The sequence below is a fragment of the Rhodococcus sp. JVH1 genome (assembly GCF_000280725.2).
GTDB classification, from domain to species: Bacteria; Actinomycetota; Actinomycetes; order Mycobacteriales; family Mycobacteriaceae; genus Rhodococcus_F; species Rhodococcus_F jostii_A.
Map to the genome: position 1 here is coordinate 361,069 of NZ_CP166289.1, position 21,621 is coordinate 382,689.

Below are 21,621 nucleotides of genomic sequence, written 5' to 3' on the forward strand. Positions count from 1 at the left end.
GTGGTCTTTCGCTCAGCGGAGGAGGTACGGCATGTTCACGGTGACCGCGCCGGTCGGGCAGCGAGCCGCGCAGGGACCGCAGTACCAGCATTCGTCGACGTGCATGAAGGCCTTGCCGTTCTCCGGGTTGATGGCCAGCGAATCGAGTGGGCAGATCTCGACGCACAGGGTGCAGCCCTCGATGCACAGCGACTCGTCGATGGTGACGGGTACGTCTGCTCGTTGATTGACCAAGGTCATGAGGTGAGCTCCCAGTTCGTGATGTCGGGTCGGCGGACGAGGCTGCTGCGCATGGTGATTCGGTCACCGCGCATGCGGATGTATTCGAGGTCGACGGGACGTCCGTCGACGAGCCGGGTGAGGCGTTCGAGCAACAGGAGCGCCGCACCCTCGGGCGTCTGGAGGTTCGCGGCGGAATGGGCGTCGGCGTTCACGGATTCGATCGCCAGATCGGCGGAGCCGAGGGGTTGACCGCAGACTTCCTCGATCAGCGCGAACACGTCGTTGGTTTCGAGGTCGTGACCGAGGATTTCGGCTCCGATGTCGGGGACGAGGTAGGTGAGGTCCAGGCTGAGCGGCAGGTCGCCCAGGTACCGCACCCGTTCGATGTAGACAGCGGGGTCGCCCGGCTCCAGCTGCAGGCGGCGGGCGACGGCGGGCGGCGGGCTGATCTCCCGGGCGGCGCGGACGTCGTTGCAGACCTCTCCGTGCCCCTTCAGCGTCTCCTTCAGCCCGAGCAGGGCGTCGAGACCGTGGTCGTACTTGCGCTGCGCCACGTGGGTTCCCACCCGCGGGGCCCGGTCGATGAGCCCCTCCTGCTTGAGCAGTGCCAGTCCGTCGCGTACCGCATTGCGCGACACGCCGAACTCGGCGGCCAGCTCCGATTCCGACGGCAATCCGCGCTCGGCGAAGGAGTCAGCGTGGATCTGCTGACGGAGCAGGTCGGCGAATCTGCGCGCATGGTCTGCGCGGGAACTGCGCGACGCCGTCTGGAGGGGAGTCGGATTCACCACCATGGTTTCCTTCGTCGATAGTGCGTGTGAGCTGGACGAAGACAAACGCTAACGGCAGTCGGCGGGGCCCGGAGTCGCCGCGAACCGCCGCTCGGGGCGCCCCCGCGAATCGGCCGGGTCCGCGCCGGGCCCGAACCGCCTCACCAGCCAAAACCCGGCAACGACCCGGGAATGCGCCAGGCCGGGCCGGGCCCGGAAGTTTCAATCAGGGTGATTCGAAGTGGCGACGTCCACCCGGCGAGCACTCGAGCCTAGGTTAGGCTTACCTTCTATCTTCGTCCCGAAGGAGTCGTTGCCGTGTTCGCACCCACCGCCAGACGTCAGATCGCCGTCGCACTCGCCGTGACCAGTTCGTCCCTCTTCCTCGCCGCGTGCTCGTCCGGCGACAGCGGCGGAACCACGGAAGCGTCCGGTGAGGGGTTTCCGGTCACCCTCGAGAACACGTTCGGATCGACCACCCTCGACGCGGCACCCGAACGTATCGTCACGCTCGGATGGAATGCCCAGGACGTCGTCTACGCGCTCGGCGAGGCACCGGTCGGCATGCCGAAGTACATGTACGGCGCCGAGGCGAACGGTGTGATGCCCTGGCTGCAGGACCGATTCGATCCGTCCGAGACCACGTTGCTCGACACGGCCACGTCCACCCCCATCGAGGGCGTCGCCTCGCTGGCGCCGGACGTCGTGCTCGCCCCCTACGAGGGATTCGACCAGGCGACGTACGAGAAGCTGTCGGGAATCGCCCCCACGGTGGCCTACCCGGACAAGGCGTGGCAGACCACGTGGCAGGACCAGACCACGCTGGTCGGACAGGCACTCGGCAAGAGCGCCGAGGCGGAGCAGCTGGTGGCCGGTCTCGACGACACCCTCGCTCGGACCGCCGCCGCGCACCCCGAGTTCGCCGGCAAGACGATCTCGGTGATCAACTTCGACACCGATGCCGCGACGGTCAACGTCTACATGCCCTCCGATCCCCGCGTCCAGGTGCTGACCCAGCTCGGGTTCACCGTGTCTCCCGGCGTGCAGAAGCTGGCCGCTGCCAATGATCCGGACAAGTTCTTCGCCGACATCTCCGTGGAGAACATCTCCGATGTCGACGCCGACGTCGTGGTCGCGTTCGTCCCGGAGAACACCACCGTCGCCGCGAACCCGGCCTACGCGAACCTCGGTGCCATCGGGCGTGGAACCGCGGTCACGCTGTCGGACACGAAGATCATCTCGGGGCTCAGCCAGACCAGCGTTCTCGCGACTCCGTGGGTGCTGGACAAGCTGACACCTCAACTGAGCGAGGCCGCCACGAAAGCGGGTGCCTGAACTCCTGCCTGACAGGCGGTGTCGGGCGTAGCGTGATTCGAGACACAATTTTCCGCTGTGCCCGCATCAGGAACGCTCGCCGAAAGCAGGTATGCGATGACGCAGATGTCCGAAAGACACACCGCGAAGGTCATCGGCGTCACCGTCGCCGCCGCGGTAGGTGGATTTCTCTTCGGTTTCGACAGCTCGGTCATCAACGGTGCCGTCGACTCCATTCAGGGCCACTTCGAGCTCGGGTCGTTCTTCACGGGCTTCGCCGTGGCGATCGCCCTGCTCGGATGTGCTGTGGGCGCATGGTTTGCGGGTCGTCTCGCGGACCGCTGGGGCCGCAAGAAAGTGATGCTGCTCGGTTCGGTGCTGTTCGTCGTGTCCTCGCTCGGAGCGGGTCTCGCGTTCAGCGTCCCCGACCTGATGCTGTGGCGCGTCCTCGGCGGCCTCGGCATCGGTATCGCGTCGGTCATTGCGCCCACGTACATCTCGGAGATCGCGCCGGCCCGCTACCGCGGCGCATTGGCGTCGCTGCAGCAGTTGGCCATTACTCTCGGCATCTTCGCCGCGCTGCTGTCGGACGCGGTGCTGCAGAACGCCGCGGGCGGCGCCTCCAACGAGTTGTGGCTGAACCTCGAAGCCTGGCGCTGGATGTTCATCGTCGGTGTGGTCCCCGCGGTCGTGTACGGCATTCTCGCCCTGCTCATTCCCGAGTCTCCGCGGTACCTCGTGGGCAAGCACCTCGATCAGGAGGCGGCCGACATCCTCGCGAACATCACCGGCGAACTCGACCCGCACGAGCGCGTCTCCGAGATCCGGCTGACCCTCCGCCACGAATCGACGGCGTCGTTCGACGATATTCGCGGCCCGAAGTTCGGGCTGCAGCCCATCGTCTGGGTCGGCATATTCATGGCCATCTTCCAGCAGTTCGTGGGCATCAACGCGATCTTCTACTACTCCACCACGCTCTGGAAGTCGGTGGGCTTCACCGAGAACGAGTCGTTCACCACGTCGGTGATCACCGCGATCATCAACGTGGGCATGACGTTCGTCGCCATCCTGTTCGTCGACCGGATCGGCAGGCGCATCCTGCTCATGGTCGGCTCGCTCGGCATGTTCGCGAGCCTGCTCATGGCCGCAATCGCCTTCTCCCAGGCGAGTGGCAGCGGCGACGACGTCGTGCTCCCCAGCCCGTGGGGGGCGGTCGCCCTGATCGGCGCCAACCTGTTCGTGATCTTCTTCGCCTCCACCTGGGGCCCGGTCATGTGGGTGATGCTGGGCGAGATGTTCCCCAACAACATGCGCGCCTACGCACTCGGCATCAGCACGGCGGCGAACTGGATCGCGAACTTCACCGTCACGCTGGCATTCCCGCCGCTCACCCGCTCGGTGGGGCTGTGGTTCCTGTACGGACTGTTCGCGTTCTTCGCGTTGCTCTCCTTCTTCTTCGTCCGGTCGAAGGTCCGGGAGACGAAGGGGATGGAGCTCGAGGAGATGCACACCTGACCCAGGCACATACGGATCCGGCCGAATCACACTGTGATTCGGCCGGATTTCTGTGCAACGACTCAGCCCTGCTGCTTCTCCGCGCGCTGCGCATCGAGGTCGGCGACGACGCCGTTCTGCTGCTCGGGGCGCAGGTTCCCGAGGCCGGCGAACCATCCGGTGATCTGCCGGGCGACGTCCTGCGCGGTGAGGCCCAGCTCGGCGTGGATCTGCGCGCGCGACGCGTGGTCGAGGAACTGTTGCGGAACACCGAGATCACGACAGGGGACGTCGACCCCCGCCGCCCGCAACGCGGCGGACACGGTGGAACCGACTCCGCCGTGCAGACCGCTGTCCTCGACGGTGACGACCATCGTGTAGTCCTCGGCGAGCTTCACCAGCGACTCCGGGACCGGCAGGACCCACCGCGGGTCGACGACGGTCGCCGAGATGCCCTGCTGTTCCAGGCGTTCCGCCGCGGCGAGCGCGAGACCGGCGAACGCGCCGACCGACACGATGAGCACGTCGTTCCGCCCGGAGGGGGCGCGAAGGATGTCGACGACGCCGTCGAGGCGGCTCACCGCGGGTACGTCGTCACCGACGGTGCCCTTCGGGAACCGGAGCGCGGTCGGGCCGTCGTCGACGGCCAGTGCCTCGTCCAGTTCCTCCCGCAGGGTGGCGGTATCGCGGGGAGCCGCGACCTTCATTCCGGGGACGATGCCCAGCAGCGACATGTCCCACATGCCGTTGTGGCTGGCACCGTCGTTGCCGGTGATACCCGCGCGGTCGAGAACGAGGGTGACGGGAAGCTTCAGCAGCGCCACGTCCATCAGCAGCTGATCGAACGCGCGGTTGAGGAACGTCGAGTAGACCGCGACCACCGGGTGCAGGCCGCCCAGGGCGAGGCCGGCCGCCGACGTGACGGCGTGCTGCTCGGCGATCCCGACGTCGAACATCCGGTCGGGGTATTTCTCGCCGAACGCGGCGAGACCGGTCGGGCCCGCCATCGCCGCGGTGATCGCCACGATGTCCTGCCGGTGACTCGCCTGATCGATCAGCTCGGCCGAGAACACCGACGTCCAGTCGGCGGACGCCGACCCGGTCCCCCTACCGGTGATCGGGTCGATCACGCCGGTCGAGTGCATCTGATCGGCGACGTGGTTCTCGGCGGGCGCGTAACCCATGCCCTTGCGGGTGACGGCGTGGACGATGACCGGGCCACCGAACGCCTTCGCGCGGCGCAGCGCCGATTCGAGCGCGGCCTCGTCGTGTCCGTCGACCGGTCCGAGGTACTTGATGCCCAGGTCCGTGAACATCACCTGCGGGGCCACGGCGTCCTTGAGGCCCGCCTTCATGCCGTGGAGGACCGAGTAGGCGGTGCGGCCCACCCAGGGAAGTTTCTTCACCATCCGGCGGCCACTGTCGAGGATGCGTTCGTATCCCGGCTGGAGACGGAGGGCGGCGAGGTGATCGGCGAGACCACCGATGGTCGGTGCGTACGAGCGGCCGTTGTCGTTGACGACGATGACCACCGAGCGGTCCTTGCCTGCCGCGATGTTGTTCAGGGCCTCCCAGCACATGCCGCCGGTCAGCGCACCGTCACCCACGACGGCGACGACGTGGCGGTCCTGACCGGTCAGTTCGAAGGCCTTCGCGAGGCCGTCCGCGTACGACAGCGACGCCGACGCGTGCGAGGACTCGACCCAGTCGTGATCGCTCTCCGCCCGGCACGGGTACCCGGACAGGCCGCCCTGCTTGCGGAGCGAGTCGAAATCGTCCTTGCGGCCGGTGAGGATCTTGTGGACGTACGCCTGATGGCCCGTGTCGAAGATGATCGGGTCGGCGGGCGAATCGAAGATGCGGTGCAACGCGAGGGTCAGCTCGACGACGCCCAGGTTCGGGCCGAGATGACCACCGGTCGCCGCGACCTTCTGCACGAGGAACTCGCGAATCTCCGCGGCGAGCTGCTTCATCTCCGCCGAATTCAGCTGACGAAGATCGTCAGGCGTCTGGATACGGGCAAGAACACCCAACGAGATCGCTCCCTCCGTGATGCACGCGGCCTTGCGTGCCTCTGCCGTGGCTTCGTGTCACGTCACAGTGGAACCAGTCTACGGAGCCGCCGGAGTGCGGGACACACGGTAGGGGCCGGTGCGGCCCGGTATCGCGGGCTCGTCCTCGGGCATCCCGGCCACGACCGTGACCGGCTTCACACAATTGTGCCGCCGGACGGGCCCCTCGGAACACCCGACAGCTGTCGTGAACAGCCTCTAGGGTCGACTCATGAGCACCGTCGTGGACGCGCTGATCGGGAAAGTCTTCGCCGCGACCCGGGAGAACCGCAGCGGCGAGCTCGCCGACTACATTCCCGAACTCGCCGCGGTCGCCCCCGACTCGTTCGGAATCTGCATCGCCACCGTGGACGGCTACGTGTACGAGGTGGGCGACACCCGCCTGCCCTTCACGATCCAGTCCATCTCGAAACCGTTCACGTACGCCCTGGCGCTCGCCGATCGCGGGTCCGACGCGGTCGCCGAGAAGATCGACGTCGAACCGTCCGGGGAACCATTCAACGAGATCAGCCTCGACCCGCGGACGGAGCGACCACGCAATCCGATGATCAACGCCGGGGCGATCACCGCCGCGTCGCTGGTGGCCGGGCCGGACGTGGACACAAGGTTCGAACGGATCCGGGCCGAGTACTCCCGGTACGCCGGACGGGACCTGACGTTCAACCGGTCGGTGTACGAGTCCGAGTCACGGACCGGGCACCGCAACCGGGCGATCGGCCACATGCTGCGTTCGTTCGGCATCATCACCGGCGACCCCGACGAGACGGTCGACCTCTACTTCCGCCAGTGCTCCATCGACGTGACGTGCCGGGACCTGAGCCTGATGGCCGCGACGATGGCGAACAACGGCGTCAACCCCGTCACCCGGGACACCGTTCTCGAACCGGCCCTCGTCGAGCGCGTCCTGAGCGTGATGTCGACGTGCGGCATGTACGACGCCGCGGGCAAGTGGGTGTACGAGGTGGGGTTGCCTGCCAAGAGCGGCGTCGGCGGCGGCATCGTCGCGGTCCTGCCCGGCCAGATCGGCATCGCCGTCTACTCGCCGCGCCTCGACGCGCACGGGAACAGCGTGCGCGGGGTGGAGGCGTGCCGGGCCCTGTCGAACGACCTGGAGCTGCATTTCCTGCACGTCACCCGCGCCGCCCGGTCGGCGATCCGTGCCACGTACTCCGTCGTCGACAGTCCGTCGCGGATGCGGCGCACTCCCGCCGAACGGGCCGCCCTCGACGACGTCGGCAAGCGCAGCCGGATCTACGAGCTGCACGGGGATCTGCTCTTCGCCGGCGCGGAGTCAGCGGTGCGCGAGATCGGCGGGGTCGAGAACGAGCTCGAGGTCGTGGTGATCGACGTGCGGCGGGTGGACGACGTCGGCGGCATCGCGCGCCGCATGCTCGAGAGTCTGCGCGACGAACTCACCCGTCGCGGCTGCGCGGTCGCCCTCGTCGATCCGGCGGCCCTGCTCGGCTACACGCATTCGGATCTCACCGGTGCGAGCGGCCGGGTGTTCGCCGACCTCGAAGCCGCCTTGCAGTGGTCCGAGGACACCCTCCTCGATCGGCACTGCGCCGCCCTTCGTCAGCCGGCAACCATCGACGTCGCGCACCATCCGGTGCTGGCCGGGCTGCGACCGGAGCAGTTGCGGCTACTCACCCGCGAACTCGATATCCGCACGTTTGCCCGCGACGAGCAGATCATCCAACGAGGCGACCGGGCGTGCGGGCTGTTCCTGATCCTGTCGGGCCGGGTCAGCATGCGAGTCACCGATTCCGGGGGCGCCGTGTACCGGATCATGACCCTGTCGACGGGCATGACCTTCGGCGAGATGACGATGCTGCTGGACCTACGCTTTCTCAATGACGTGTGCGCCGACTCCGAGGTCACCGTCGCCGTTCTCCCCGCGGATCGGTATGCCGACATGGCCGCCACGGAGCCCGGACTCAAACTCGCTCTCCTCGAACGACTGGCTGCCGGCGCCTATGAGCAACTCGACGTGATGCTGCGGTCGCTGCTTCGGCCCTGATCGAGGATCGCCCACAGGAAATCCGATTGCCCGAACCGGAAAAATCGGACAGGCTGGGGGCTCGGAATCGACGACGCTCGAATCGAAAGCAGGGTGCAATGCTCACAGCGACAAAGCTGGCCATCGAGACGACGGGACTCGTCAAGACGTTCGGATCCACCCACGCGGTCGACGGCCTGGATCTGGCCGTCCCCCTCGGCGGCGTGTACGGCGTCCTCGGACCGAACGGCGCGGGCAAGACCACCGCGATCCGGATGCTGGCCACACTCCTGCCCCTCGACGGTGGAACGGCCACCGTGCTGGGGCACGACGTCGCGAGCGAGCCGGACGCCGTGCGCAGCAAGGTCTCCCTCACCGGACAGTTCGCCTCGCTCGACGAGGATCTGACGGGCAGCGAGAACCTGCTGCTGCTCGGCCGGCTGTACGGGTACTCCCGCGCGGCGGCCCGCACCCGGTCCGAACAGTTGCTGACCGCGTTCGGGCTCGACGAAGCGGGCAATCGGCAGGTGAAGAACTACTCCGGCGGTATGCGCCGCAGGCTCGACATCGCGGCCAGCATCATCGTCACTCCGGAGATGATCTTCCTGGACGAGCCCACGACCGGTCTCGATCCGCGCAGCCGCAATCAGGTGTGGGAGATCGTCCGCGCGCTGGTGGCCGGCGGAACGACGGTGCTGCTGACCACGCAGTACCTCGACGAGGCCGATCAACTCGCCGACCGGGTGGCCGTCATCGACCACGGCAAGGTCATCGCCGAGGGCACCACCGGCGAACTGAAGGCCTCCGTCGGATCCGGGGCCCTGCACGTGCGGGTCACCGACATCGCCACCCGTTCCGCCGCGGCGGCGCTGCTGCGCGACGTGCTCGAGGTGCCGATCGTCGAAGAAGCGGACCCGGCCGCCCTCACCGCCCGTATCGACGACCCGGCCCGGGTCGCGCGGGCGCTGCCCGCACTCGACGACGCCGGAATCGCCGTCAGCACATTCGCATTGGGGCAACCGAGCCTCGACGAAGTCTTCCTCTCCCTCACCGGCCGACCCACCGAGGAGCATGCGTCATGACCTCCACCACCGACCGGACCACCGACACCGCCACTGCGGTCGCCGACGTCCTGAAGATGCCCGGCCCGAGGCCCGCGAGACCCACCGCGTGGTCCACCTCGCTCTCGTTCGGCTGGCGGGCTCTGCTCAAGATCAAGCACGTCCCCGAGCAACTGTTCGACGTGACGATGTTCCCGATCATGTTCACGTTGATGTTCACGTACCTCTTCGGGGGTGCGCTGGCCGGTTCGACCAGCGCCTACGTCCAGTTCCTGCTGCCGGGCATCCTGGTGCAGACGGTCGTCATGATCACCATGTACACCGGCCTGACGCTCAACAAGGACATCGAGAAGGGTGTGTTCGACCGGTTCCGGTCGCTCCCGATCTGGCGTCCGTCTCCCCTCGTGGGCGCGTTGCTCGGTGACGTCGTCCGCTACACGATCGCCTCGATCATCGTCCTGCTCCTGGGGCTCGTCCTGGGGTTCCGCCCGGACGGCGGCCTCGTCGGTGTGGTGGCGTCGATCGGCCTGCTGCTGCTGTTCTCGTTCAGCCTGTCCTGGATCTGGACGATGTTCGCGATGCTCATGCGCACCGAGCAGGCGGTCATGGGGGTGTCGATGTTCATCCTGTTCCCGCTGACATTCGCGAGCAACATCTTCGTCGACCCCGCAACGATGCCGGGCTGGCTGCAGGCGTTCGTCGGCGTCAACCCGATCAGCAAGCTGGTGACGTCCATTCGCGGGCTGATGGCCGGGACGGTGGAGATGGTGGATCTCGCCATCGTGTTCGGGTGGTGCGCCGGGTTCGTGGTGATCTTCGGACCGCTGACGATGCGCCTGTACAACCGTAAATCCTGACGGTGGCGACGACCGATCGCGCCGAGAGATCGGTGACGGTACGGGGATCCGGAATCGTGTCGGCGGTTCCGGATCTCGTGCGCGCCACCGTCACCGTGACCGCGACCCGTCCCGCGGTGGCCGATGCGTTCGAGGCCGTCGCCCGGTCCACTACGGCGGTCACGGACACCCTCCGCGGGTACGGCGTCTCGGGGCCCGACCTCGCGACCACCGGTCTCTCCGTGCACTCCGAGACCACGTGGACCGAGGGCCGGGGCAGCGAGGTGACCGGCTACACCGCCGCGACGACGCTGCAGATCACCGTCCGCGAGGCCGGGGCGTCCGCGTCGTCATCGGCGCAGGTGGTGGCCGCCTGCGTCGGCGCGGGTGGCGACGACATCCGGCTCGGCGGACTCGAATTCGACTTCTCCGACCCTCCTGCGCTGACGGCGACCGCTCGGGACCGTGCCTGGGCCGATGCCCTCGCCAAGGCGGAGCAGTATGCCTCGCTGTCGCGTCGTGCGCTGGGCGAGGTGCTCGACATCTCGGAAGTCGACATCGGTGACGTGTCGCCGCCGGTTGCGAAGGCGTTCGCGGCGGCCGACTCCCCGATCGCCGTCGAACGCGGCGAGAAGCCGACGCGGGTCGACGTCCGGGTGCGGTGGCGTCTCGTCTAGACCCGGGGGCCCCGCTGCTGGACCGACGCGGCGAACGTGTCGTTGAGCTGAGTCAGCGACGTCACCGCCGCGAGCGCCTGTTCCTGGGACCAGCCTTCGAGCATGCCGCGCAGCCGTTCTGCCCGGCGCTCGGTGGTCTCGCGCAGAATGTCCATCCCGTTCGGCGACACCCGAATGCGGGAGGCACGCTTGTCGTGGGGGTCGGCGGCGCGCGACACGTATCCCGCGTCGACCAGTTCGGAAATCTGCCTGCTCAGCGAGGACTGACTGACGCACAGGTCGGCGGCCAGTTCGTTCTGACGGCACTCCCCCCGGGCGGCGAGCACGAAGAGCACGCTCGTCAACGCGGGCGGGATCGGGGTCTCGCCGCTCGCGGAGACGACCGCCCGCAGCGATCGTCCGAGTGCGAACACCGCATCGACGAGCGCTTGCGCTGTATCTGCCTGTACCGACATCCAGTCCCCGTCCCACACACCCACTACTTGCGGGCCGACTATAACGTTTTGTTGCGTTTGGTAAACAACGATGCGCCGGTGTCAGCGCGTCAGCAGCGCAATGCACTCCACGTGGTGGGTGAGAGGGAACGCATCGAACGCGCGCAGCTCGTCGACATGATATCCCTGCGCGAGGTACAGCCCGATGTCGCGGGCGAACGACGCCGGGTCGCACCCCACGTGCACGACCCGTTCGGCGCCCGCCGCGGCGACCGCGTCGATCACGTCACGCCCCGCACCCGCACGCGGCGGATCGAGCACCACGACCCGTGGCGGGGAGGCGAGTCCGGCGATCGCGCGCTCGACCCGCTCGGCGTGGAAACGCACCTGCGGGAGGTCGGAGAGCGCAGCCTTCCCGTCCGACACGGCCTGGCGCGAGGACTCGACGGAGTCCACGTGCCCCGACGGCCCGGCATCACCGGCGAGGGCTGCGGCGAACACACCCACTCCCCCGTACAGGTCCCATGCGGTCTCGCCCGCGGACATCCCGGCCCATTCGGCGACGACTACCGAATACGTTTCCGCGGCCCCGCGATGCGCCTGCCAGAACCCGGTGGCGGCCAGCGCCCATTCCCGGTCGCACACCCGCTCCACCGGGCGACCCGATCCGACGACCACCCGCTCGGCGCGTGGCGCACCGCTGGCGGCGCGGCGAGCCATGGCACCGCGGCGCCCGGGACTCGTGCGGCCGGTCCGCGACACCTTCGGCGGAGCGATCTCGACCACGTGCCGCTCCCCCGCGCTGTCGAGGACGATCTGCACCTCGCTGCCGGGCTTCCAATCATGCTCGCTCACACCGTCGTAGGCGGCCGACTCGATCTGCGGGCAGGCGAGATCGGTGACGATCCCGGAACTGCGGTGCCGGTGATAGCCGGGGCGGCCGTCCGGGTCGACGGCGAGCCGCACCCGCGTGCGCCAGCCGGTGCCGTCTCCGGTGCCGGGCAGTTCCTCGACGTCCACGTCCCGCTGCAATCGCGCGAGCCGCGCCAACTGCTCGGACACGACCTGCGCCTTCATGTCCCGCTGCACGTGCAGGCTCGCGTGCGAGAAGTCGCAACACCCCGCGCCGCCCGGACCCGACACCGGGCACACCGGGGTGACCCGCTCCGGGGACGCGTCGAGGATCTCGATCGCGTCGGCCCGGCAGTAGGACCCGCCGCGGTCCTCGGTGACGAGGGCGATCACCCGCTCGCCGGGCAGCCCGTGCCGGACGAAGACGACGCGGCCTTCGTGCCGGGCGACGACGAAACCGCCGTGCCCGGGATTTCCCAGCCGCAGTTCGAGGCGGCGGTCCGACCAGTTCTCACTCAACGCTTCTCGCCCGTCACTTGTCGTCGGGTTCGTAGCCGCGGCGTGAGGCCCCGGCCGTGTATTCGATGGTCAGTGTCTTCGCCTTCTCGGACGAGTTCAGTTGCCACGGAACGCTGGTGACCATCACACCCGGCTGGAACAGCAGGCGGCTCTTGAGCCGCAGCGCACTCTGGTTGTGCAGGATCTGCTCCCACCAGTGCCCCACCACGTACTCGGGGATGAACACGGTGACGACGTCCCGCGGCGAGTCCTTCCGGACGCGCCGCACGTAGTCGAGCACGGGCTTGGTGATCTCGCGGTACGGCGACTCGATCACCTTGAGCGGCACCGCGATGTCGCTCTTCTCCCACCGGCGCACCAGTGCCCGGGTGTCGGGTTCGTCGACGTTGACCGTGATCGCCTCGAGGGTGTCCGGCCGTGTGGCCCGGGCATACGCGAGCGCACGCATGGTCGGCATGTGCAGCTTGGAGACGAGGACGATGGAGTGAGTCCGGCTGGGCAGCACCCCGTCCCATTCCTGTTCCTCGAGTTCCCGGGCGACGCTGTCGTAGTGCTTCCGGATCATCTTCATCACCACGAAGATCGCGACCATCGCCACGATCGCGATCCAGGCGCCTGCCGCGAACTTCGTGATGAGCACGATGATCAGGACGGCGCCGGTCATGGCCAGGCCGATGGAGTTGATCACCCGCGAGCGATGCATCCGCCGGCGCTGAGCCAGGTCGTTCTCGGTCTTCAGGTGCCGGGTCCAGTGCCGGATCATGCCGGTCTGGCTCAGCACGAACGAGACGAACACGCCGACGATGTACAGCTGGATCAGCTTGGTCACCTCGGCGCCGAACAGGACGACGAACGCGATCGCGGCCCCGGACAGGAACAGGATGCCGTTGCTGAACGCCAGTCGGTCACCGCGGGTGTGCAGCTGACGGGGCAGGTAGCGATCCTGCGCGAGGATCGAGCCGAGCACGGGGAATCCGTTGAAGGCGGTGTTGGCGGCCAGCACGAGGATCAGGGCCGTCACGATGGCGATGAAATAGAAGCCGATGGGGAAACCGCCGAACACCGTCTCCGCGATCTGCGCGATCAGAGTCTTCTGGTGATACCCGGTGGGGGCGCCGATCAGCTGCTCGGCCGGGCTGTGCGCGTACACGATCCCGATCTTCTGGGCCAGGATGATGATGCCCATCAGCAGCACGATGGCAATCGATCCCAGCAGCAGCAGCGTGGTGGCCGCGTTGCGGGACTTGGGCTTCTGGAATGCGGGAACACCATTGCTGATCGCCTCGACACCGGTCAGTGCCGCACAGCCGGAGGAGAAGGCCCGCGCGATCAGGAACGCGAACGCGATCCCGTACAGGTGGGAGTCCTCGGCTTCGAGTTCGAATCCGGACGATTCGGCGCGCAGGTCGTCGCCGAGGACGAAGATCTGGAAGAACCCCCACAGCAGCATCAGTGCCATGCCGGCGATGAACGCGTACGTCGGGATCGCGAACGCGGCACCGGATTCACGGATGCCACGCAGGTTGATGGCGGTCAGCAGCACGATGGCCGCGACCGCGAACAGCACCTTGTGCTGGGCCACGAACGGCACCGCCGAACCGATGTTGGACGCGGCCGACGAGATGGAGACAGCGACCGTGAGCACGTAGTCCACCAGCAGGGCGCTGCCCACGGTCAGACCGGCGTTGGGACCGAGGTTGACGGTCGCGACTTCGTAGTCGCCGCCGCCCGACGGGTAGGCGTGCACGTTCTGCCGGTAGCTGGCGACCACCACCGCCATCACCGCGGCGACGGCAAGCCCGATCCAGGGGGTGTAGGCGTAGGCGGAGATGCCCGCAACCGACAGCACGAGGAAGATTTCTTCCGGGGCATACGCCACCGACGACATGGCATCGGAGGCGAAGACCGGGAGGGCGATCCTCTTGGGAAGCAGCGTGTGCCCGAGCTTGTCGCTCCGGAAGGGTCTGCCTAGCAGTAGCCGCTTTGTGGCGGTCGAGAGCTTTGACACTGCCAAAGCGTAAGCCGTCCGCAGAAAACCTGGACCCTCACCCACCAATGTGTCCGGATTGCGATCTCTGTCTCGGTTGCTCTTCTGCCTGGGCACTGTACGGTTCGATTCGGTACGCACGTACTCGAGACGTGACGTAAGAGCCCATGAACGGAGTACAAGGTGTATGTGGTCATCATGGGATGCGGCCGGGTCGGCTCATCCCTCGCTGGCTCGCTGACCCGGATCGGCCACGAGGTCGCGGTCATCGATCGCGACCCTGCCGCATTCCTACGTCTCGAACCCGACTTCCCCGGCCACACCGTCGTGGGGATGGGATTCGACCGTGACGTGCTGGTCAAGTCCGGTATCGAGCGCGCAGAGGCATTCGCCGCGGTGTCGTCCGGAGACAACTCCAACATCATTTCCGCGCGCGTGGCCCGGGAGACGTTCGGCGTGGAACGCGTCGTCGCCCGGATCTACGACGCCAAGCGCGCCGCCGTCTACGAGCGGCTCGGGATCCCCACCGTCGCCACCGTTCCGTGGTCGACGGACCGCTTCCTGCACACCCTCACGCGCGACAGCCAGACCGCCAAGTGGCGCGATCCGTCCGGAACCGTCGCGGTCACCGAGTTGTCCCTGCACGAGGATTGGATCGGCAGGCCGGTCGCCGAACTGGAGGCCGCGACGAATTCGCGTGTCGCGTTCATCATCCGCTTCGGCACCGGCGTCCTTCCCGATCGCAAGACCGTCCTCCAGGCCGACGACCAGGTGTACATCGCGGCCGTGTCGGGAACGGTTGCCGAGGCGGTCGCGCTCGCGGGCAATCCCCCGCCTTCGGACAACTGAGACGACAGTGAGAATGTTCACGATCGACCACCCGAACGGAAGCAATCGATGAGAGTCGCAATCGCAGGAGCCGGCGCAGTCGGACGCTCGATCGCGCGCGAACTGGTCCGCAGCGAACACGACGTCATGCTGATCGAACGCAAGCTCGAGCACGTCGAACGGGAGTCGGTGCCCGAGGCGACCTGGGTCCACGCCGACGCGTGCGAACTGAGCAGCCTCGAGGCCGCATCCCTCGAAACCTACGAGGTGGTGATCGCGGCCACCGGTGACGACAAGGCCAACCTGGTCCTCAGCCTCCTCGCGAAGACCGAGTTCGGGGTCAGCCGCGTGGTCGCCCGCGTCAACGATCCCCGCAACGAGTGGTTGTTCGACGAGTCCTGGGGAGTCGACGTCGCCGTCTCCACTCCCCGGATGCTCGCCTCGCTGGTGGAGGAGGCGGTGTCGGTCGGCGATCTCGTGCGGCTGATGACATTCCGCCAGGGGCAGGCCAACCTCGTCGAGGTCACGCTGCCCGACAACACCCCGCTCGCCGGGAAGCCCGTCCGCAAGCTGCAATTGCCCCGCGATGCCGCGCTGGTCACCATCCTCCGCGGCGGACGGGTCATCGTGCCGCAGCAGGACGATCCGCTCGAGGGCGGCGACGAACTGCTGTTCGTCGCGTCCGTGGACGTCGAGGACGACCTGCGAGCGGCCGTCGGGCTCTCCTGACCCGGCGGGACCGATCGACACCCGGGAGGATCCGTTGGGTACCACCGCAACACCCGAGAGCATCGTCGTCACCGACAGCCCGCAGCAGAGCCGGTACGAGATCCACGCCGACGGTGAACTCGCGGGAATCGAGCAGTACGAAGTCGACGGGGACGTACACGTTTTCGTTCACACCGAGATCTATCCGCAATACGAGGGACTCGGACTTGCCCGGACGCTCGTGGGTGCGGCCCTGGACGATCTCCGCCGCCGTGGACTGCGGGTGCGCCCGGTGTGCCCGTACGTCGTGAAATTCGTGTCGAAGCATCCCGAGTACCAGGATCTCGTGGCCTGATCGGGTCGGCGACTTCGGCTCCGGCACAACCGGTCAGGGCCCACGCGGTCCTCGACGGGGGCCGTGCTCAGGTGTGGCCGGGCTCGTCGCGGGGGCCGCCCGCTTCCGTGTCGTCCGTCGGTTCGCCGGCGTCGTCCGACGGTGCCGGTTCGACGATCCGGTCTGCCCGGCGCACAGCCCAGATCGTCACCAGGAGAGCCAATCCCGCCAACGGCCAGCCCATTGCGATGCGCGCGAACGCGAGCCAGCCCGTCTGGTCCGAATCGTAGAGTTGCGACTGCACGAGGTACCGGGCCGCGAACACCAGCGCCCAGGCTGCGGTGGCCACGTCGTAGGCGCGTACCGCGCCGCGATGGCGCCGCCAGAGGTTGCCGTGGCCGTTGAGGAATCCCCAGATCAGGCCGACGATCGGCCAGCGCACCAGAATCGAGATCAGGAACACCGCCCCGTAGGCGAGGCTCGTGTAGATCCCGAAGAGGAAGTATCCCTTGGCATCGCCCGTGCGGTAGGCGATGAACGCGGAGATGCCGACGCCGACGAACCCGGACACCGCGGGCTGGATGGGGCTGCGGCGGACGAGGCGCCAGACGAGAATGGCGACGGCGACGCCGAGGGCCGCCCAGATCGCCGGACCCAGGCCCCACACACCGTTGACCGGAACGAAAACCAGGATGGGCAGAGTCGAATAGACCAGCCCGCTGAGCCCACCGAGCTGTTCGAGTATGGATTGCTGCTTCGTTTCGGTCACTCAACGAGAGTGCCACACGAGAGGGCCCCTACGATTCGCCGCGCAACTCGTAATACGGGTTGAAGATCACCTTCTGGCCGTCGCGTTCGCCGACACGTCCACGAACCAGCAGGGTCTTGCCCGGCTCGATGCCCGGAATTCTCCGCCGGCCGATCCACACCAGCTTGATCTGTTCCGTGCCGTCGAAGAATTCGGCTTCGATGCTGGCGTTCCCGGACTTCGGACAGGCTTCGACACTCCGGAGCCGCCCCAGCATGGTGACCTCTTCGCCGCGGCTGCAGTCGCAGGCACGTTGTGCGCCGGACGCCTGAGACGTCTCGGCCATTTCCTCGGCGTCCAGCTGCTCGAGGTCCTCGGTGAGCCTGCGAGTCAGCCGACGAAAATATCCTGCCGTGGCGGGTGCCATTGCGCGCTCCTGGAGCATGTGCGACGCGAGATCTTCGCGCCGCTCGTAGGGCTGTGTATTCGCCACTGTAGACCCATTGGTTCCCGGCAACCACACCACCGGAGAAGCGCTGTGACGGACGAGGCAGGATCATCACATGCCCTCTGATGATCGGCCGCCTCCGCCGCGGAGAACAGCGCCGCCACCTGTTCGTGTGGCCGTTGTGCTCCCGGGTACGGGATCCGACGCGGACTTCGTGACCCGTGCCTTCACCGAGCCTCTGACCTGCCGTGGAGTGCGCACGGCCGCAGTCGAACCCGATCCCCGGCGAGTCGTCGGAAGCTACGTCGACGCGCTCGACGCCGCGGCCGCGCAGCACGGACGCATCCTCGTCGGAGGGGTGTCCATCGGGGCCGCCGTGGCGCTGCAGTGGGCAGGATCACACCCGGATCGCATCGCCGGGGTCCTCGCGGCGCTGCCCGCGTGGACCGGGACCGCCGCGGACGCTCCCGCCGCCGCCAGCGCCCGGTTCACCGCGGCCCGGCTGCGGGCGGACGGCCTGGAACAGGTCACCGCCGAGATGATCGCGTCCAGTCCGCCGTGGCTGGGCCGGGAACTGGCGAAATCGTGGCGATCGCAGTGGCCGCACCTTCCCGCCGCGCTGGACGAGGCGTCCGAGTACCACGCCCCCGGTGCGGGCGACCTCGAGCGCATCACGGTGCCGGTGGGGATCGCTGCCGCCACCGACGACGCCGTGCATCCCCTCGAGGTCGCGCGCGAGTGGTCCGAACGACTACCGCACGCGGGCCTCGTCACGGTGACGCTGGACGAGATCGGCGCCGATCCTGCAATTCTCGGCTACGCCAGCCTCGACGCGCTCGATTCGGTCCTGCACACGACCTGAGTGTCGAATCTCCGGGACCGGAGTCAGCGACCGAGTTGCTGCATCGCCGAACCCGATTCGCCGCGACGTTGCTGCGGCTGCGCCGGGGCCTCCGCGGGGGGCGCCTGCTGCTCGCCCTGCGGACCCGCCGGAGCCGGCTGCTGCGGAGCGGCACCCTGCTGCTGCGCCAGCTGCTGCTGGTGAGCCGCAGCCAGCTGCTGGGCGAGCGCCGCGGGCAGGACCACCGGCAGCGGCGTCCGAACGGGGTGGGGTTCGTTTCCCCGCTTCACGACGGTGTCGCGCAGGATCGCCCTGGCGGTCGCGACGAGCTCCGAATCGGCCGTGTTGCCACCGCTCGGTCCCGCGACCACGCAGCGCACCATCCACCGGTAGCCGTCGACACCGATGAAGCGCAGGTCGGCGTTCGGGGTGACGGCGAAGACCTCGCGTCCCCACGGTCCGCTCTCGACGCTCACCGTGGCGTTGTCGTTGCGCAGCGATTCGGCGAGGTCGCCCGCGACTTCCCGCCACTGGCCCGGCGACTTCGGGGCGGCATACGCCGCCACGGTGATGCGCCCCTGCTGGGTGACGAGATGCACGGCCTGCGGCGAACCGTCGGGCGCCATCTCGACCTGCAACTGGGCGCCCTGCGGCATCGGGACCAAGACCGAACCGAGGTCGAGGCGGGTTCCCACCTCACCGACGGTGAGATCGGCGCCCGATTCGAGGTCGTCGGCGTCGTACGGACCGCCGTCCACCTCGGTCACGGCGTCGTAGTCGTCCTCGTAATCCGCGTCGGCGTCGCCGGCCTCGGCGTCCTCGAAGAAACCGGGCCGGTCGTCCTCGGCTTCCTTCTTCTTACGACGTCCGAACATGATCAGGCTCCTTCACTGGCATTGCCGACGAGGCTCGCGTGGCCTCCGCTCGACCCGTGTCCGTCACTACCGCGGGTGGTGCCGTCGAGCGACGGGACCTCGACGAACGACACCAGTTCGACCCGCTGCACGAGCAGTTGGGCGATCCGGTCGCCCCGGCGGATCTCGATCGGGGTCTCGAGGTCGTGATTGATCAGGCACACCTTGATCTCGCCGCGGTACCCGGCATCGATGGTTCCGGGGGTGTTGACCACCGACAGACCCGACTTCGCGGCCAGCCCGGATCGGGGGTGGATCAGCCCGACCGTGCCCAGGGGCAGCGCGATCGCAATGCCGGTTCCGACGAGGACACGGCGCCCCGGCTCGATGGTCACGTCGACGGTGCTGCACAGGTCGACACCGGCGTCGCCGTCGTGCGCACGCTGCGGTACCGGAATGTCGGGGTCCAGCCGCTGGAGGGCGACGGGCGGAAGGGCGGGGGTCGCGGCGGGAGAAAGGCCGGGAGATAGGTCGCTCACGTGCACCGAGCCTACTCTCAGACACCGACTATCCTGGTCGGGTGTCACAAACGTCCCGGCCCGAAGTCGCGCCCACCGATAACACCTCGCCCGTGCTGTACTCCGAGCGCCTGTGGGTGCCCGTCTGGTGGTGGGCAGTGGGCTTGTTCGTCGCCGGTCTGCTCGCCGCGGAGGTGCACATGGGTGCGCCGGGCCTGCGCGCATGGCTGCCGTACGTCCTTCTACTGCCCCTGCCGGTGTGGGGACTCGTCTGGCTCAGCCGTCTCCGCGTCGAGGTCGTCGAGGAACCGAACGGTGTCCACCTACGGGTCGGACAGGCGCATCTGCCGTTGGACGTCATCTCGCGGGTCGCCGAGGTTCCCGGTTCGGCGAAGAGTGCGGCACTCGGTCGTCAGCTCGACCCCGCCGCCTTCGTGCAACACCGCGTATGGGTCAAGCCGATGGCACTGATCGTGCTCGACGACCCCGAGGACCCGACCCCCTACTGGTTGATCAGCACACGACGGCCGGCCGAGTTGCTGGCCGCCGTCAACCGTGCCCGCCCGCAGGCGGACGGAGACTGATCGGACGGTGGGCCTCCCACCGTCCGCCTCTCGTACTCGCCGCCGCTCAGGCCGCGCAGTCCCTGCACACCAGCACTCCGCCCGCGTCGCTGGCGAGCCGGCTGCGGTGGTGCACCAGGAAACAGCTCGAACACGTGAACTCGTCGGCCTGCTTCGGCACGACCCGCACCGAGAGCTCTTCACCGGACAGATCCGCGCCGGGCAGTTCGAACGATTCCGCGGTGTCGGACTCGTCGACGTCGACGACAGCCGACTGAGCCTCGTTGCGTCGCGCCTTCAGTTCCTCCAGCGAATCCTCCGAAACCTCGTCGGACTCTGTTCGCCGCGGTGCGTCGTAGTCAGTTGCCATGTCGCCTTCCCCTCATCCTCTTCGGTGTATCCCGGCCCGTGCGGTACGTCGAACCGATTGCCGGTCGACCGTCCACACGAAAACCGCCTCGGCGCAGATCACACCCTGCGGCTGCACAACGCTGCAGCGGATGGGTTCGTGCCCGGAACCAGGCTCCGGAAACATGATCTACGCCTCTTTTGTCATCTTCTGCCGACCCTCGTTCTGCACGCTTTGAACGACTGGGGCCGCCAGACAGTAGCCGAAGGAAGTACAAAAGTCGTAACCGAATCGACCGATCGCGCAAATTGTCTGCTAATCGTCACCAACACCACAGCAAGCTGTGACATTCCACAACGGGGACGGGTTCGGGGTTATGACGTGCCTGGGATCTAAGGTAGGTGCCGAACCTGCGCCACGACGTGTGGCCGGGCCCTGTATCGGTGCGTTGTACGGGTGCAACGTACGAAGCGCAGTTCGTAGGAGAGGTCGAGGCACACTGTGGTTTCACTGATCACCGAAGGCAGCCCGCTCGACGACAAGGGTCGTCCGTTCCGGCGGCGGCGGGCGATGCCGATCCTCGTGGTGTTCGCGGTCCTCGCCCTGCTCGGCGCCGTCGTGTGGGCCGGCGTCCTCGGCGACGACGAGGATCTGGCCACCACCGTCGACTGCAACCCTCCGCAGCCGGCCGCGCAACCCCTCGACCCCGCCGCCCCGCCGCAGCAGGCGCTGGGCGAGAAGGTCGACGGTTCGACCCTTCGGGACGTGGAGCCTGCCGCGCTGTCCGCCACGAAGGTGCGCGTGTTCAACGCCAACGGCGAGCACGGCCAGGCTGCGCAGGTCGCCGCACAGCTCAGCGACTACGGATTCGCGAGCGCACCCGACGTCCAGGCGGGCAACGACCCGGTCTACGTCGACCAGAACATGCAGTGCCAGGGGCAGCTGCGGTTCGGTCCCAACGGCACCGCCGCCGCCAGCGCGCTCTGGCTGGTGGCCCCGTGCGCCGAACTCATCCAGGACACCCGCACCGACGACACGGTCGACCTCGCCCTCGGCACCTACTTCCGCAAGATCTCGCCGAACACGGACGCCGAAGAGGTCCTGCGGTCCCTGAAGGATCCGCCGCCCGGAAGCCAGCCCGCCCCCCTCGACATCGACCTGCTGAAAGCGGCGCGCACCGCCCGCTGCTGACC

23 protein-coding genes are annotated in these 21,621 nt (G+C 67.8%); 12 read left to right on the top strand and 11 right to left on the bottom strand.

Annotated elements, in window-relative coordinates:
• Window positions 1-12: 12 nt before the first annotated feature.
• Both JVH1_RS01740 and JVH1_RS01745 read right to left on the bottom strand, forming a co-directional pair.
• Window positions 13-240 (bottom strand): ferredoxin family protein, encoded by a 228-nt coding sequence (locus JVH1_RS01740; protein ID WP_005240903.1) that lies wholly within the window; start codon window positions 238-240, stop codon window positions 13-15.
• Complete coding sequence (locus tag JVH1_RS01745; RefSeq protein ID WP_009480096.1) at window positions 237-1,016, bottom strand: GntR family transcriptional regulator; 780 nt, start codon at window positions 1,014-1,016, stop codon at window positions 237-239. Before JVH1_RS01745 ends, JVH1_RS01740 begins: the two co-directional genes overlap by 4 nt.
• 294 nt (window positions 1,017-1,310) lie before the next feature.
• On the opposite strand from JVH1_RS01745, the gene JVH1_RS01750 reads away from it, so the two are divergent.
• On the top strand, window positions 1,311-2,327 hold the full coding sequence (locus tag JVH1_RS01750) for an iron-siderophore ABC transporter substrate-binding protein (RefSeq protein WP_009480095.1): 1,017 nt from the start codon (window positions 1,311-1,313) through the stop codon (window positions 2,325-2,327).
• Window positions 2,328-2,423: 96 nt separating this feature from the next.
• Window positions 2,424-3,821, top strand: a complete 1,398-nt coding sequence (locus tag JVH1_RS01755) for a sugar porter family MFS transporter (RefSeq protein ID WP_009480094.1) — start codon at window positions 2,424-2,426, stop codon at window positions 3,819-3,821.
• A gap of 62 nt (window positions 3,822-3,883) precedes the next feature.
• Here JVH1_RS01755 and dxs read toward each other — a convergent pair whose 3' ends face one another.
• Complete coding sequence (gene dxs / locus JVH1_RS01760; RefSeq protein ID WP_009480093.1) at window positions 3,884-5,833, bottom strand: 1-deoxy-D-xylulose-5-phosphate synthase; 1,950 nt, start codon at window positions 5,831-5,833, stop codon at window positions 3,884-3,886.
• 250 nt (window positions 5,834-6,083) lie between these two features.
• On the opposite strand from dxs, the gene glsA reads away from it, so the two are divergent.
• The 4 genes from glsA (at window position 6,084) to JVH1_RS01780 (ending at window position 10,445) form a co-directional block, all read left to right on the top strand.
• Window positions 6,084-7,892: a glutaminase A gene (glsA, locus tag JVH1_RS01765; protein ID WP_009480092.1), complete on the top strand. Its 1,809-nt coding sequence runs from the start codon at window positions 6,084-6,086 to the stop codon at window positions 7,890-7,892.
• 98 nt (window positions 7,893-7,990) lie between these two features.
• On the top strand, window positions 7,991-8,953 hold the full coding sequence (locus tag JVH1_RS01770) for a daunorubicin resistance protein DrrA family ABC transporter ATP-binding protein (RefSeq protein ID WP_009480091.1): 963 nt from the start codon (window positions 7,991-7,993) through the stop codon (window positions 8,951-8,953).
• Complete coding sequence (locus JVH1_RS01775; RefSeq protein WP_009480090.1) at window positions 8,950-9,789, top strand: ABC transporter permease; 840 nt, start codon at window positions 8,950-8,952, stop codon at window positions 9,787-9,789. The genes JVH1_RS01770 and JVH1_RS01775 overlap by 4 nt, the downstream gene beginning before the upstream one ends.
• Window positions 9,786-10,445 carry an SIMPL domain-containing protein gene (locus tag JVH1_RS01780; RefSeq protein WP_043782500.1) on the top strand — a complete coding sequence of 220 codons (660 nt, stop codon included), beginning with the start codon at window positions 9,786-9,788 and terminating at the stop codon, window positions 10,443-10,445. The genes JVH1_RS01775 and JVH1_RS01780 overlap by 4 nt, the downstream gene beginning before the upstream one ends.
• Here JVH1_RS01780 and JVH1_RS01785 read toward each other — a convergent pair.
• From JVH1_RS01785 to JVH1_RS01795, 3 genes are all read right to left on the bottom strand, one after another.
• A complete protein-coding gene (locus JVH1_RS01785) occupies window positions 10,442-10,900 on the bottom strand; it encodes a MarR family winged helix-turn-helix transcriptional regulator (RefSeq protein ID WP_005240874.1) in 459 nt (152 codons plus the stop codon). The two genes, JVH1_RS01780 and JVH1_RS01785, sit on opposite strands and share 4 nt — an antisense overlap.
• Window positions 10,901-10,981: 81 nt before the next feature.
• Window positions 10,982-12,250, bottom strand: coding sequence for a class I SAM-dependent RNA methyltransferase (locus JVH1_RS01790; RefSeq protein WP_009480088.1), 1,269 nt, complete (start codon window positions 12,248-12,250; stop codon window positions 10,982-10,984).
• Window positions 12,251-12,263: 13 nt separating this feature from the next.
• Entirely contained in the window at window positions 12,264-14,258 is a 1,995-nt protein-coding gene (locus JVH1_RS01795) for an APC family permease (RefSeq protein WP_029537538.1), read from the bottom strand.
• Between the two features lie 162 nt (window positions 14,259-14,420).
• On the opposite strand from JVH1_RS01795, the gene JVH1_RS01800 reads away from it, so the two are divergent.
• The 3 genes from JVH1_RS01800 to JVH1_RS01810 are packed head-to-tail and all read left to right on the top strand — an operon-like array spanning window position 14,421 to window position 16,128.
• Window positions 14,421-15,086, top strand: a complete 666-nt coding sequence (locus tag JVH1_RS01800; protein ID WP_009480086.1) for a TrkA family potassium uptake protein — start codon at window positions 14,421-14,423, stop codon at window positions 15,084-15,086.
• 48 nt (window positions 15,087-15,134) lie between these two features.
• The gene (locus JVH1_RS01805; RefSeq protein WP_009480085.1) at window positions 15,135-15,794 is read left to right on the top strand and encodes a TrkA family potassium uptake protein; all 660 of its coding nucleotides are present in this window, start codon (window positions 15,135-15,137) and stop codon (window positions 15,792-15,794) included.
• A 34-nt stretch (window positions 15,795-15,828) separates the two neighbouring features.
• A complete protein-coding gene (locus tag JVH1_RS01810) occupies window positions 15,829-16,128 on the top strand; it encodes a GNAT family N-acetyltransferase (protein ID WP_009480084.1) in 300 nt (99 codons plus the stop codon).
• A 67-nt stretch (window positions 16,129-16,195) separates the two neighbouring features.
• On the opposite strand, the gene JVH1_RS01815 is transcribed toward JVH1_RS01810, so the two are convergent.
• Complete coding sequence (locus tag JVH1_RS01815; protein ID WP_009480083.1) at window positions 16,196-16,876, bottom strand: DUF3159 domain-containing protein; 681 nt, start codon at window positions 16,874-16,876, stop codon at window positions 16,196-16,198.
• Window positions 16,877-16,904: 28 nt separating this feature from the next.
• Window positions 16,905-17,282, bottom strand: a complete 378-nt coding sequence (locus JVH1_RS01820) for an OB-fold nucleic acid binding domain-containing protein (protein ID WP_005240856.1) — start codon at window positions 17,280-17,282, stop codon at window positions 16,905-16,907.
• 136 nt (window positions 17,283-17,418) lie between these two features.
• Here JVH1_RS01820 and JVH1_RS01825 point away from each other — a divergent pair, with 136 nt between their 5' ends.
• Window positions 17,419-18,165, top strand: a complete 747-nt coding sequence (locus JVH1_RS01825; protein WP_011598601.1) for an alpha/beta fold hydrolase — start codon at window positions 17,419-17,421, stop codon at window positions 18,163-18,165.
• A 23-nt stretch (window positions 18,166-18,188) separates the two neighbouring features.
• On the opposite strand, the gene JVH1_RS01830 is transcribed toward JVH1_RS01825, so the two are convergent.
• Together JVH1_RS01830 and dut are read right to left on the bottom strand one after the other, a co-directional pair.
• Window positions 18,189-19,019, bottom strand: a complete 831-nt coding sequence (locus JVH1_RS01830; protein ID WP_009480081.1) for a DUF3710 domain-containing protein — start codon at window positions 19,017-19,019, stop codon at window positions 18,189-18,191.
• Between the two features lie 2 nt (window positions 19,020-19,021).
• Window positions 19,022-19,543: a dUTP diphosphatase gene (dut, locus tag JVH1_RS01835; protein WP_009480080.1), complete on the bottom strand. Its 522-nt coding sequence runs from the start codon at window positions 19,541-19,543 to the stop codon at window positions 19,022-19,024.
• Window positions 19,544-19,629: 86 nt separating this feature from the next.
• Between dut and JVH1_RS01840 the strand changes: the two genes are divergently transcribed.
• Window positions 19,630-20,100 carry a DUF3093 domain-containing protein gene (locus JVH1_RS01840; protein WP_016880141.1) on the top strand — a complete coding sequence of 157 codons (471 nt, stop codon included), beginning with the start codon at window positions 19,630-19,632 and terminating at the stop codon, window positions 20,098-20,100.
• Between the two features lie 46 nt (window positions 20,101-20,146).
• Here JVH1_RS01840 and JVH1_RS01845 read toward each other — a convergent pair whose 3' ends face one another.
• On the bottom strand, window positions 20,147-20,449 hold the full coding sequence (locus JVH1_RS01845; RefSeq protein ID WP_005240850.1) for a DUF4193 domain-containing protein: 303 nt from the start codon (window positions 20,447-20,449) through the stop codon (window positions 20,147-20,149).
• Between the two features lie 480 nt (window positions 20,450-20,929).
• On the opposite strand from JVH1_RS01845, the gene cei reads away from it, so the two are divergent.
• The gene (gene cei / locus JVH1_RS01850; RefSeq protein ID WP_009480078.1) at window positions 20,930-21,619 is read left to right on the top strand and encodes an envelope integrity protein Cei; all 690 of its coding nucleotides are present in this window, start codon (window positions 20,930-20,932) and stop codon (window positions 21,617-21,619) included.
• Window positions 21,620-21,621 lie beyond the last annotated feature (2 nt).

What these genes read in the sequence shown, in the direction of transcription:
- JVH1_RS01770 (WP_009480091.1), top strand. Translation starts at nt 7,991, where the DNA reads ATGCTCACAGCGACAAAGCTGGCCATCGAGACGACGGGACTCGTCAAG.
- JVH1_RS01845 (WP_005240850.1), bottom strand. Translation starts at nt 20,449, where the DNA reads ATGGCAACTGACTACGACGCACCGCGGCGAACAGAGTCCGACGAGGTT.
- JVH1_RS01775 (WP_009480090.1), top strand. Translation starts at nt 8,950, where the DNA reads ATGACCTCCACCACCGACCGGACCACCGACACCGCCACTGCGGTCGCC.
- JVH1_RS01785 (WP_005240874.1), bottom strand. Translation starts at nt 10,900, where the DNA reads ATGTCGGTACAGGCAGATACAGCGCAAGCGCTCGTCGATGCGGTGTTC.
- glsA (WP_009480092.1), top strand. Translation starts at nt 6,084, where the DNA reads ATGAGCACCGTCGTGGACGCGCTGATCGGGAAAGTCTTCGCCGCGACC.
- JVH1_RS01820 (WP_005240856.1), bottom strand. Translation starts at nt 17,282, where the DNA reads ATGGCACCCGCCACGGCAGGATATTTTCGTCGGCTGACTCGCAGGCTC.
- JVH1_RS01755 (WP_009480094.1), top strand. Translation starts at nt 2,424, where the DNA reads ATGACGCAGATGTCCGAAAGACACACCGCGAAGGTCATCGGCGTCACC.
- JVH1_RS01740 (WP_005240903.1), bottom strand. Translation starts at nt 240, where the DNA reads ATGACCTTGGTCAATCAACGAGCAGACGTACCCGTCACCATCGACGAG.
- JVH1_RS01830 (WP_009480081.1), bottom strand. Translation starts at nt 19,019, where the DNA reads ATGTTCGGACGTCGTAAGAAGAAGGAAGCCGAGGACGACCGGCCCGGT.
- JVH1_RS01745 (WP_009480096.1), bottom strand. Translation starts at nt 1,016, where the DNA reads ATGGTGGTGAATCCGACTCCCCTCCAGACGGCGTCGCGCAGTTCCCGC.
- JVH1_RS01825 (WP_011598601.1), top strand. Translation starts at nt 17,419, where the DNA reads ATGCCCTCTGATGATCGGCCGCCTCCGCCGCGGAGAACAGCGCCGCCA.
- JVH1_RS01805 (WP_009480085.1), top strand. Translation starts at nt 15,135, where the DNA reads ATGAGAGTCGCAATCGCAGGAGCCGGCGCAGTCGGACGCTCGATCGCG.